The organism is Streptomyces sp. NPDC001941, from assembly GCF_040296945.1.
GTDB lineage: Bacteria > Actinomycetota > Actinomycetes > Streptomycetales > Streptomycetaceae > Streptomyces.
The window spans coordinates 17,670-28,878 of record NZ_JBEOYE010000108.1 but is presented as its reverse complement, the minus strand read 5'-3'; the positions used below and the strand labels follow the sequence as shown (position 1 = coordinate 28,878).

Genomic DNA, 11,209 nt, shown 5'->3' with positions numbered 1-11,209 from the left:
TCTCGCGGCTTTCCGGGGGGGGGGGGGGTCCACCCCTCGCCCCGACCCCCCCCTATGCCCGCCCGGGGGGGGGGGGGGGGGGGCCACCCCCCCCCGCCCCCCGCCCGTCGCCAGTTGATCTACTCGCCGGTAGCATCCTGGCCATGGCAGACACCAAGCAGGAAGCGGCCCGGACGCGCCGGGCGGAGAAGCTGGCCAAGCGCATCCGGGCGTTCGCCGAGGAGCACGGCGGCGCCGAGGCGCAGGTCGCCCACCTCGGTGAGCGGGGCTCGCGGATCGTGCTGGTCGGCGAGGACGGCGGCTGGGGCGACATCGTGGAGCCGGACCACGCGGTCGCGCGCAGCGCCGCGGAGAAGTCCGGGGTCACCCTGCACGAGTCCTTCGACGGCGAGTTCGCGGCCAAGGTCGAGACGGGTCCGTACGAGTGGAGCCGGATGGCCGGGATCCAGATCGGCGGCCCGGCGAACAAGTGACCCGGCGGGCGGGGCAACACCTCGGGGCGGGCTCACCCGTTAGGACGGGTGACGACCCGTCCACCGCAGGGAGCCACCGGCATGATCGACACCCCGTCCCTGGTGGACCAGTACTGCCACGGGGTGCTCCGCACCGAGCTGGGCCTGGGCACCTTCGAGGCCCGGCTGGGCCGCACCGCCTCCCCGCCCGCGTCCGGCACCACCTTCTTCGACACCCAGACCGGCTTCGCGGTACGGCGCTGGTGCCCGCCGCTGCTCGGCCTGGAGGCCCACTGCCCGCCCGCCCGCTACCTGGCGCGCCGCCGCGAACTGGGCGTCCTGGAGTCGGGGCGGCTGCTGCTGGGGGCCGCCGGGATCGCCGCGTACCTGGTCGACACCGGACTGCCCGGTGACCTGACGGCGCCGGCCGAGCTGGCCTCCGCGGGGAACGCCGAGGCCCACGAGATCGTCCGGCTCGAACCGCTGGCCGAGCAGGTCGCCGACACCTCGGGCACCGTCGACGCGTTCCTCGCCAACCTCGCCGAGGCCGTCCACGGGGCCGCCGCCTCCGCCGTCGCCTTCACCTCCGTCGCCGGGGCCCGGCACGGCCGCCTGGCGCAGGAGCCGCAGCCGCCGGGGCCCGGTGAGGTGCGCGGCGCCGCCGGGCGCTGGCTGGCGGCGCGGGCGGCCGGCGGACGGCTCGCCGACCCGGTGCTGCTGCGCCACCTGCTGTGGGTCGCGCTGGGCGCGGGCCGCCCGCTCCAGCTCCACCTGGGCGTGGCCGACCCGCTGCCGCTGGCCCCCTTCGCCGCCGCCACCGGCGGGCTCGGCGCGGACCTGGTGCTGCTGCACGGCTACCCGTACCACCGCCACGCGGCGCACCTGGCGAGCGTCCACCCGCACGTCTACGCGGACCTGGGCGCGGCGCTGTCGCTGACCGGGGCGCGGGCGGCGGCGGTGCTGGCGGAGACGCTGGAGCTGGCGCCGTTCGGCAAGCTGCTCTACTCCAGCGGGGCGCACGGGCTGCCCGAGCTGCACGTGGTGGCGGCCAGCACCTTCCGCGAGGCCCTGGGGCGGGTGCTGGGCGCCTGGGTCACGGGCGGGGCGTGGTCGCGTACGGACGCGCGGCGGGTGGCCGCCATGGTGGCGGCGGACAACGCGCGACGGGTGTACGGGCTGACGGCCTGAGGCCTATGCCTTGGCCAGGGCCTGGTCGGCCTGGGCGGGGATCTCCGCGGTGGTCACCGGGCGCTCGCGCAGGCTCAGGGCCAGCCGGAGCACCGCGATCCACATCAGCGCGGAGCCCAGCATGTGCAGGCCCACCAGCAGCTCGGGGACCTGGGTGAAGTACTGGACGTAGCCGATGACGCCCTGGGCGAGCAGCACGACCAGCAGGTCGCGGGCGCGGGCCCGCAGGTCGTCCGGGGCGTCCACCACCCGCAGCACCAGCCACATCGCCACGGCCAGGGCGCACAGCACCCAGGCGGCGGCCGCGTGGATGTGCGCGGCGTCGGTCCAGCTCCACGGCATGCGCGGCACGTCGCTGCTGTCGCCGGCGTGCTTGCCGGAGCCGGTCACGCCGGTGCCGAGCACGATCAGGACCACCGAGACCCCGGTGATCAGCCAGGACAGCTGGCGCACCGGCTTGGGCACCCGCACCCGGGGCGTCCCGTCGCCCTCGCCGGTCCGGTGCCAGGTGACCACGGTGACGGTGAGCAGCGCGTTCGCCGCCAGGAAGTGCCCGGCGACCGTCCACGGGTTCAGGCCGAGCCAGACGGTGATGCCGCCGATGACGGCGTTGCTCGCCACGATCCAGAACTGCAGCCAGCCCAGCCGGGTCAGCCCGCGCCGCCACGGCTTGGTGGAGCGCGCGGCGATGATCGCCCAGCCGACCGCGGCCGACAGGACGTACGTCAGCATGCGGTTGCCGAACTCGATCATGCCGCGGTAGCCCTGCTCGGGCGTGACGATCAGGCTGTCGTCGGTGCACTTGGGCCAGGTGTCGCAGCCGAGGCCGGAGCCGGTCAGGCGCACCGCGCCACCCGTGACGATGATGACCACGCTCATCACGACGGCGGAGAGCGCGGCCCGCCGGAGCACCTGGGGGGAGGGCGTCCAGCGGCGGGCGATGAGGGCGAGGGGGGTCAGCACGCGCCCTATCGTAGGTGGCGGCTTGTGCAAGCTTTCACGAGGGGGGCAAGTCGGGCGGAAGTCCCTGCGGAGAGGGGTCTTCGGGCCCCGCGCCGGAGGGACGGGCGGCCCCGGCCGCCCTCCGTTGCTCCCCGCTACTCCCAGCGGAAGAACCGCGTCGCCGCGCCCAGGCCGAGCACCGCCCACGCCGCGAGGATCCCGAGGTCGCCCCACGGCATCCCCTGGCCGTGCTGGAGCACGGCCCGCAGTCCGTCGGAGAGCGCCGAGATCGGCAGCAGCTCCAGCGCCGAGCGGACGCCCGACGGGAACTTCTCCAGCGGCACGATCACCCCGCCGCCCACCAGCAGCAGCAGGAACACCAGGTTCGCCGCGGCCAGCGTGGCCTCGGCCTTCAGCGTCCCGGCCATCAGCAGGCCCAGGCCCGAGAAGGCCGCGGTGCCGAGCACCAGGAGCAGCGCCACGGCCGCCGGGTTCCCGTGCGGCGACCAGCCGAGGCCCAGCGCGATCAGGGTCAGCAGGAGGACCTGGAGGACCTCGGTGACCAGCACCGACAGGGTCTTGGCGGTCATCAGGGCCCAGCGGGGCAGCGGGGTGGCGCCGAGTCTCTTGAGCACTCCGTACCGCCGCTCGAAGCCCGTCGCGATGGCCTGCCCGGTGAACGCGGTGGACATCACCGCCAGCGCGAGCACGCCCGGCGCCAGGAAGTCCACGGCCTCGTCGGCGCCGGTCTCGATGATGTCGACGCTGGAGAAGAGGATCAGCAGCAGCGAGGGGATGATCACGGTGAGCAGCAGCTGCTCGCCGTTGCGCAGCAGCATCCGCGTCTCGAACGCGGTCTGCGCGGCGATCATCCGGGCGACGGGGGCGGCGCCCGGCCGGGGCGCGTAGGTACCGGTGGTCACGGCCGCAGCTCCTTGCCGGTCAGTTCCAGGAAGACGTCCTCCAGGGTGTGCCGCTCCACGGAGATGCCCTCGGGCATCACCCCGTGCTGGGCGCACCAGCTGGTCACGGTGGCCAGCAGCTGCGGGTCGACGTGCCCGGTGATGCGGTACGCCCCCGGGGTCAGCTCGGCCGCGGCGGTGCCGTCGGGCAGGGCCTTGAGCAGCCCGGCGAGGTCCAGGCCGGGGCGGCCGGTGAAGCGCAGGGTGTTCTCGGCGCCGCCGCGGCACAGCTGTTCGGGGCTGCCCTGGGCGATCACCTTCCCGGCGTCCACGATCGCCACGTCGTCGGCCAGCTCCTCGGCCTCGTCCATGAAGTGCGTGGTCAGCACGGTGTGCACGCCGTCGGCGCGCAGCTCGCGGACCAGCTCCCAGGTGGAGCGGCGGGCCTGCGGGTCCAGGCCCGCGGTCGGCTCGTCCAGGAAGACCAGCTCGGGGCGGCCGACCACGGCCATCGCCAGGGCGAGCCGCTGCTGCTGGCCGCCGGAGAGCCTGCGGTAGGTGGTGCGCCCGCAGGACCCCAGGCCCAGGCGCTCGATCAGGGCGTCCACGTCCAGCGGGTGGGCGTGCAGCTTCGCGGTGTGGCGCAGCATCTCGTCGGCGCGGGCGCCGGAGTAGACGCCCCCCGACTGGAGCATCACGCCGACCCGGGGGCGCAGCAGGGCGGACTGGGCGAGCGGGTCGAGGCCCAGGACGCGCACGGTGCCCGCGTCCGGCCTGCGGTAGCCCTCGCAGGTCTCGACGGTGGTGGTCTTGCCCGCGCCGTTGGGGCCGAGGACGGCCGTGACGCCGGGGCCGACCGTGAGGTCGAGGCCGTCCACCGCGGTCTTCGTCCCGTACCGCTTCACCAGGCCCCGGACCTGGACGACGGACTCGTATCGCATGCCGGAAGTCTAGAGAGGGGCCACAGGTCCCGGGGGCGCGGGGGCCCGGGTCCCTCGGAAGGGGACCTTTCCCCGCCGGAACGGGCCCGCGGCGGGCGTAGCGTCGAAGGGTGATCAGTGTCGCGGAGAACCTGGAAGAGACCGTCGGTCAGGCGGCGCACAAGGCGCACGACCTGGCCAGGCCGGGTCGCTACGCGGTCTCCGCGATGCTCGCGGGCGCGTACATCGGGATCGGCGAGGTGCTGCTGCTGGTCGCCGTGTCGCCGTTCGTGGCGCAGCACTCGGCGGCCGCCAAGCTCCTCGAGGGCGCGGTCTTCCCGGTCGCGCTGACGATCGTGATGTTCGCCGGGGCGCAGCTGTTCACCAGCAACGTGATGGTGATGCTGCTCGGGTCGCTGTCGGGCCGCACGGGCCTGCGCGACCTCGTCGGCAGCTGGTCGCTCTCGCTGGCGGGCAACTTCGTGGGCGCCTTCGCCTTCGGCGCGATGGTGCACGCCTCCGGGGTGCTCTCGGCGCCCTCCGCGCGGGCCATGCTGACGGAGCTGGTGGCGGGCAAGGAGGCGCTCGCGGGCGGCCAGCTCTTCTGGCGGGCGGTCCTCTGCAACATGCTGGTCTGCCTGGCGATCTGGATGTTCTACCGGGCCCGGGGCGACGCCGCGAAGGTGTTCGTGCTGTGGCTGCCGGTGCTGGTGTTCGTGGCGGTCGGCTTCGAGCACTGCGTGGCGAACATGTCGCTGTTCTCGCTGGCGATCCTGGACGGCTCCGCCTCCTTCGCGGACCTGGGGCGCAACCTGCTCTTCACGGTGCCGGGCAACGTGGTCGGCGGCGGCCTCCTGGTGGCCGGCTCCTACTGGTTCACCGGGCGCCCCGAGCACGCCTGACCTGCACGGCCGTACGACCCCCCGGTGCTTCGCCGGGGGGTCTTCCGTCGTTCCCGGGTGATCATTTCCGCAGGTCAGATTAGGTATACCTAAGTGATGCACGGCACCGGTCGTGATCGCCGCGCGGGTTGTCAGGCTCTGGAGAATTACGCAACAATGGCGTTGTGAAAAACGTCGGCGAGGCTCCGCAGGAGGAACTCGCGACCGGTGAACGGTCCACCCGCAACCGCGTCGCGCGCTCCATCCTGGACCACGGCCCGTCCACCGTGGCCGACCTCGCCAAGCGCCTCGGGCTCACCCAGGCGGCCGTCCGCCGCCACCTCGACTCCCTCGTCGCGGAGAACGTGGTGGAACCGCGCGAGCAGCGCGTCTACGGGGCCCGCACCCGGGGCCGCCCGGCCAAGGTGTTCGCCCTCACCGACTGCGGCCGGGACGCCTTCGACCACGCGTACGACACCCTCGCGGTCGAGGCCCTGCGCTGGATCGAGCAGAACGCGGGCGGCGAGGGCGCCGTCGCGGCGTTCGCCCGGGACCGCGTCGAGGCCCAGGCCGAGGCCTACCGCGAGGCGCTGGAGCGGGTCGCCCCCGAGGAGCGCACCGAGGCGCTGGCCAAGGCGTTGACCGCGGACGGGTACGCTGCTACGGCCCGGCACGCACCGGTCGGCGAGCAGCTGTGCCAGCACCACTGCCCGGTCGCCCACGTCGCCGAGCGGTACCCGCAGCTGTGCGAGGCGGAGACGGAGATCTTCTCCCGCCTGCTCGGGACGCACGTCCAGCGACTGGCGACCATCGCCCACGGGGACGGGGTGTGCACCACGTTCATCCCCGGTGTCCCCAAGACAGCCAAGTCCACCGAAGAAGCATCCACCAGTACGGCCGGGAGGAACCCCGCATGACCACCGAGATCAGCCACCCCGAGCTCGAGGGCCTGGGTCGGTACGAGTACGGCTGGGCCGACTCCGACGCCGCCGGCGCCACCGCCAAGCGCGGTCTGAACGAGGATGTCGTGCGCGACATCTCCGCGAAGAAGAACGAGCCCGAGTGGATGCTCAAGCTGCGCCTCAAGGGCCTGCGGCTCTTCGACAAGAAGCCCATGCCGAACTGGGGCTCGGACCTGTCGGGCATCGACTTCGACAACATCAAGTACTTCGTGCGCTCCACCGAGAAGCAGGCCGCTTCCTGGGAGGACCTGCCGGAGGACATCAAGAACACGTACGACAAGCTCGGCATCCCGGAGGCGGAGAAGCAGCGCCTGGTCGCCGGCGTCGCCGCCCAGTACGAGTCCGAGGTCGTCTACCACCAGATCCGCGAGGACCTGGAGGAGCAGGGCGTCATCTTCGTCGACACCGACACGGCGCTGAAGGAGCACGCGGAGCTCTTCAAGGAGTACTTCGGCACCGTCATCCCGGTCGGCGACAACAAGTTCGCCTCGCTGAACACCGCGGTGTGGTCCGGCGGCTCGTTCATCTACGTGCCCAAGGGCGTCCACGTCGAGATCCCGCTCCAGGCCTACTTCCGGATCAACACCGAGAACATGGGCCAGTTCGAGCGGACGCTGATCATCGTCGACGAGGACGCGTACGTCCACTACGTCGAGGGCTGCACCGCGCCGATCTACTCCTCGGACTCGCTGCACAGCGCCGTGGTCGAGATCATCGTGAAGAAGGGCGGCCGCTGCCGCTACACGACCATCCAGAACTGGTCGAACAACGTCTACAACCTGGTCACCAAGCGCGCCGTCGCCTACGAGGGCGCCACCATGGAGTGGGTCGACGGCAACATCGGCTCCAAGGTGACCATGAAGTACCCGGCCGTCTACCTGATGGGCGAGCACGCCAAGGGCGAGACCCTGTCCATCGCCTTCGCCGGCGAGGGCCAGCACCAGGACGCGGGCGCCAAGATGGTCCACATGGCCCCGAACACCTCCTCCAACATCGTCTCCAAGTCGGTGGCGCGAGGCGGCGGCCGCACCTCCTACCGCGGCCTCATCGAGATCGGCGAGGGCGCCCCCGGCGCCAAGTCCAACGTGCTGTGCGACGCCCTGCTCGTCGACACGATCTCCCGCTCCGACACGTACCCGTACGTGGACGTGCGCGAGGACGACGTGTCCATGGGCCACGAGGCCACCGTCTCCAAGGTCTCCGAGGACCAGCTCTTCTACCTGATGAGCCGCGGCCTCTCCGAGTTCGAGGCGATGGCCATGATCGTGCGCGGCTTCGTCGAGCCCATCGCCAAGGAGCTCCCGATGGAGTACGCCCTGGAGCTCAACCGGCTGATCGAGCTGCAGATGGAGGGTTCGGTCGGCTGACGCCGCCCGCCCCCCGAGCTCACACAGACTGACCTAGGAAGAGAGCACCACGACAGCCATGGCTGAGGCTCAGAACATCCCGGCCGGTTCCACCACCGCCGGTTCGATCGCGGTGGCCGCCGAGTCCACCGTCGCGACGCGCATGAGCGCGCCCCCGTCCTTCGACGTCGCGGACTTCCCCGTCCCGCACGGCCGCGAGGAGGAGTGGCGGTTCACCCCGCTGGAGCGCCTGCGCGGTCTGCACGACGGCACCGCCACCGCGACCGGCGACGGCGTCGAGGTCGTCGTCGAGGCGCCCGAGGGCGTCACCGTCGAGGCCGTCGGGCGCGACGACGCCCGGCTCGGCAAGGCCGGCACCCCGGTGGACCGGGTCGCCGCCCAGGCGTACTCGTCCTTCGAGAAGGCCTCGGTCGTCACCGTGCCCAAGGAGACCGTGCTCACCGAGCCGATCCGGATCGCGGTGCGCGGCCAGGGCGGCACCGCCTTCGGCCACCAGGTCATCGAGCTCGGCGCGTTCGCCGAGGCCGTCGTGGTCATCGACCACTCCGGCGACGCGGTCCTCGCCGCCAACGTGGACTACCTCGTCGGCGACGGCGCCAAGCTCACCGTGGTCTCCGTCCAGGACTGGGACGACAAGGCCGTCCACGTCGCCCAGCACAACGCGCTGATCGGCCGCGACGCCTCCTTCAAGTCGGTCGTCGTCACCTTCGGCGGCGACGTCGTGCGCCTGCACCCGCGCGTGAGCTACGCCGCCACCGGTGGCGAGGCCGAGCTCTTCGGCCTGTACTTCACCGACAAGGGCCAGCACCAGGAGCACCGCCTGCTGGTCGACCACAACACCCCGCACTGCAAGTCCAACGTGGTCTACAAGGGCGCGCTGCAGGGCGACTCCGCGCACGCGGTGTGGATCGGCGACGTGCTGATCCAGGCCGCCGCCGAGGGCACCGACACGTACGAGATGAACCGCAACCTGGTGCTCACCGACGGCGCCCGCGTCGACTCCGTGCCGAACCTGGAGATCGAGACCGGCGAGATCGCCGGCGCCGGTCACGCCAGCGCCACCGGCCGCTTCGACGACGAGCAGCTGTTCTACCTGATGGCCCGCGGCATCCCGGAGTCCGAGGCGCGCCGCCTGGTCGTGCGCGGCTTCTTCGCCGAGCTGGTCCAGCAGATCGGCCTGCCGGACGTCGAGGAGCGCCTGCTCACCAAGATCGAGGCCGAGCTCGAGGCGTCGGTCTGATGGCCGCCGCCTTCGTCCGCGCCTGCGGGCTGAGCGAGCTGGAGGACGACACCCCCAAGCGGGTGGAGATCGACGGCACGCCGGTCTCCGTCGTCCGCACCGAGGGCGAGGTGTTCGCGATCAACGACATCTGCTCGCACGCGAACGTCTCCCTCTCGGAGGGCGAGGTGGAGGACTGCGCCATCGAGTGCTGGCTGCACGGCTCCAGCTTCGACCTCCGCACCGGTAAGCCGTCCGGTCTGCCCGCGACGCGCCCCGTCCCCGTGTACCCCGTAAAGATCGAAGGGGACGATGTGCTCGTCTCCGTCACCCAGGAGTCCTGAGTCACCCATGGCAACGCTTGAAATCCGCGACCTGCACGTCTCCGTCGAGGCCGAGAACGGCCCCCGGGAGATCCTCAAGGGCGTCGACCTGACCGTGAAGCAGGGCGAGACCCACGCCATCATGGGCCCCAACGGCTCCGGCAAGTCCACCCTCGCGTACTCCCTCGCGGGCCACCCCAAGTACACGATCACCGGTGGCACCGTGACCCTGGACGGCGAGGACGTCCTGGAGATGTCCGTCGACGAGCGCGCCCGCGCCGGCGTGTTCCTCGCCATGCAGTACCCGGTCGAGGTCCCCGGCGTCTCGGTCTCCAACTTCCTGCGCACCTCCGCCACCGCCGTCCGCGGCGAGGCCCCCAAGCTGCGCACCTGGGTCAAGGAGGTCAAGGAGTCCATGGAGCGCCTCTCCATGGACCCCGCCTTCGCCGAGCGCAACGTCAACGAGGGCTTCTCCGGCGGTGAGAAGAAGCGCCACGAGATCCTCCAGCTGGAGCTGCTCAAGCCGAAGATCGCGATCCTCGACGAGACCGACTCCGGCCTGGACGTCGACGCCCTGCGCATCGTCTCCGAGGGCGTCAACCGCGTCCGCGAGAGCGGCGAGGTCGGCACCCTGCTGATCACGCACTACACCCGGATCCTGCGCTACATCAAGCCGGACCACGTGCACGTCTTCGCCGCTGGCAGGATCGTCGAGTCGGGTGGCCCCGAGCTCGCCGACCAGCTGGAGGCCGAGGGGTACGACAAGTACACGAAGGGTGGCGCATCCGCGTGACACAGCTGCCGGGCCTCCTCGACACCGAGGCGATCCGCAAGGACTTCCCGATCCTCGACCGGGTACTCCACGACGGGAAGAAGCTCGTCTACCTGGACAACGCGGCGACCTCGCAGACGCCGCGCCAGGTGATCGACGTACTCAGCGAGTACTACGAGCAGCACAACGCCAACGTCCACCGCGGCGTGCACGTGCTGGCCGAGGAGGCCACGGCGCTGTACGAGGGCGCGCGCGACAAGGTCGCCGCCTTCATCAACGCGCCGAGCCGCGACGAGGTGATCTTCACCAAGAACGCCTCGGAGTCGCTCAACCTCGTGGCCAACATGCTCGGCTGGGCCGACGAGCCCTACCGGGTGGACCGCGAGACCGAGATCGTCATCACGGAGATGGAGCACCACTCCAACATCGTCCCGTGGCAGCTGCTCTCGCAGCGCACCGGCGCGAAGCTGAAGTGGTTCGGCCTCACCGACGACGGCCGCCTCGACCTGTCGAACATCGAGGAGGTCATCACGGAGCAGACGAAGATCGTCTCCTTCACGCTGGTCTCCAACATCCTCGGCACCGTCAACCCGGTCGAGACCATCGTCCGGCGCGCCCAGGACGTCGGCGCCCTGGTGCTGATCGACGCCTCCCAGGCCGCCCCGCACATGCCGCTGGACGTGCAGGCGCTGGGCGCGGACTTCGTCGCCTTCACCGGCCACAAGATGTGCGGCCCGACGGGCATCGGCGTGCTGTGGGGACGGCAGGAGCTCCTGGAGGACCTGCCGCCGTTCCTCGGCGGCGGCGAGATGATCGAGACCGTCTCGATGCACTCCTCCACCTACGCCCCCGCGCCGCACAAGTTCGAGGCCGGTACGCCCCCGATCGCGCAGGCCGTGGGCCTGGGCGCGGCCGTGGACTACCTGAACTCGATCGGCATGGACAAGATCGCGCGCCATGAGCACGCGATCACCGAGTACGCGGTCAAGCGGCTCCTCGAAGTCCCGGACCTGAAGATCATCGGGCCCGCGACGGCCGAGGACCGCGGCGCGGCGATCTCCTTCACGCTCGGCGACATCCACCCGCACGACGTGGGCCAGGTGCTCGACGAGCAGGGCATCGCGGTGCGCGTGGGCCACCACTGCGCGCGGCCGGTCTGCCTGCGCTACGGAATTCCGGCGACCACGCGGGCGTCGTTCTACCTGTACTCCACTCCGGCCGAGGTCGACGCTCTGGTCGAGGGCCTGGAGCACGTCCGCAACTTCTTCGGATGAGGGGCTG

Annotated in this window: 12 protein-coding genes; 9 read left to right on the top strand and 3 right to left on the bottom strand. The window is 71.6% G+C overall.

Features of this window, described 5'->3' with window-relative positions:
* The first annotated feature begins 143 nt into the window (after positions 1 to 143).
* Entirely contained in the window at positions 144 to 473 is a 330-nt protein-coding gene (locus tag ABT160_RS40290) for a hypothetical protein (RefSeq protein WP_351653687.1), read from the top strand.
* Positions 474 to 554: 81 nt separating this feature from the next.
* Positions 555 to 1,640 (top strand): amidohydrolase, encoded by a 1,086-nt coding sequence (locus tag ABT160_RS40285; protein ID WP_351653685.1) that lies wholly within the window; start codon positions 555 to 557, stop codon positions 1,638 to 1,640.
* A gap of 3 nt (positions 1,641 to 1,643) precedes the next feature.
* On the opposite strand, the gene ABT160_RS40280 is transcribed toward ABT160_RS40285, so the two are convergent.
* The 3 genes from ABT160_RS40280 to ABT160_RS40270 form a co-directional block, all read right to left on the bottom strand.
* Positions 1,644 to 2,612: a COX15/CtaA family protein gene (locus ABT160_RS40280; protein ID WP_351653692.1), complete on the bottom strand. Its 969-nt coding sequence runs from the start codon at positions 2,610 to 2,612 to the stop codon at positions 1,644 to 1,646.
* A gap of 125 nt (positions 2,613 to 2,737) precedes the next feature.
* Positions 2,738 to 3,454: an ABC transporter permease gene (locus ABT160_RS40275; RefSeq protein ID WP_351653690.1), complete on the bottom strand. Its 717-nt coding sequence runs from the start codon at positions 3,452 to 3,454 to the stop codon at positions 2,738 to 2,740.
* A 47-nt stretch (positions 3,455 to 3,501) separates the two neighbouring features.
* On the bottom strand, positions 3,502 to 4,425 hold the full coding sequence (locus ABT160_RS40270; RefSeq protein ID WP_351653683.1) for an ABC transporter ATP-binding protein: 924 nt from the start codon (positions 4,423 to 4,425) through the stop codon (positions 3,502 to 3,504).
* Positions 4,426 to 4,535: 110 nt separating this feature from the next.
* On the opposite strand from ABT160_RS40270, the gene ABT160_RS40265 reads away from it, so the two are divergent.
* From ABT160_RS40265 to ABT160_RS40235, 7 genes are all read left to right on the top strand, one after another.
* Positions 4,536 to 5,306: a formate/nitrite transporter family protein gene (locus tag ABT160_RS40265; protein ID WP_351653681.1), complete on the top strand. Its 771-nt coding sequence runs from the start codon at positions 4,536 to 4,538 to the stop codon at positions 5,304 to 5,306.
* 164 nt (positions 5,307 to 5,470) lie between these two features.
* Positions 5,471 to 6,202 (top strand): helix-turn-helix transcriptional regulator, encoded by a 732-nt coding sequence (locus ABT160_RS40260; protein WP_351653679.1) that lies wholly within the window; start codon positions 5,471 to 5,473, stop codon positions 6,200 to 6,202.
* The gene (gene sufB, locus ABT160_RS40255; protein WP_351653677.1) at positions 6,199 to 7,614 is read left to right on the top strand and encodes a Fe-S cluster assembly protein SufB; all 1,416 of its coding nucleotides are present in this window, start codon (positions 6,199 to 6,201) and stop codon (positions 7,612 to 7,614) included. The genes ABT160_RS40260 and sufB overlap by 4 nt, the downstream gene beginning before the upstream one ends.
* A gap of 58 nt (positions 7,615 to 7,672) precedes the next feature.
* The gene (gene sufD / locus ABT160_RS40250; protein ID WP_351653675.1) at positions 7,673 to 8,854 is read left to right on the top strand and encodes a Fe-S cluster assembly protein SufD; all 1,182 of its coding nucleotides are present in this window, start codon (positions 7,673 to 7,675) and stop codon (positions 8,852 to 8,854) included.
* On the top strand, positions 8,854 to 9,177 hold the full coding sequence (locus ABT160_RS40245) for a bifunctional 3-phenylpropionate/cinnamic acid dioxygenase ferredoxin subunit (RefSeq protein ID WP_351653674.1): 324 nt from the start codon (positions 8,854 to 8,856) through the stop codon (positions 9,175 to 9,177). The genes sufD and ABT160_RS40245 overlap by 1 nt, the downstream gene beginning before the upstream one ends.
* A gap of 7 nt (positions 9,178 to 9,184) precedes the next feature.
* On the top strand, positions 9,185 to 9,949 hold the full coding sequence (sufC, locus tag ABT160_RS40240; protein WP_351653672.1) for a Fe-S cluster assembly ATPase SufC: 765 nt from the start codon (positions 9,185 to 9,187) through the stop codon (positions 9,947 to 9,949).
* Entirely contained in the window at positions 9,946 to 11,202 is a 1,257-nt protein-coding gene (locus tag ABT160_RS40235; RefSeq protein WP_351653670.1) for a cysteine desulfurase, read from the top strand. The genes sufC and ABT160_RS40235 overlap by 4 nt, the downstream gene beginning before the upstream one ends.
* Positions 11,203 to 11,209 lie beyond the last annotated feature (7 nt).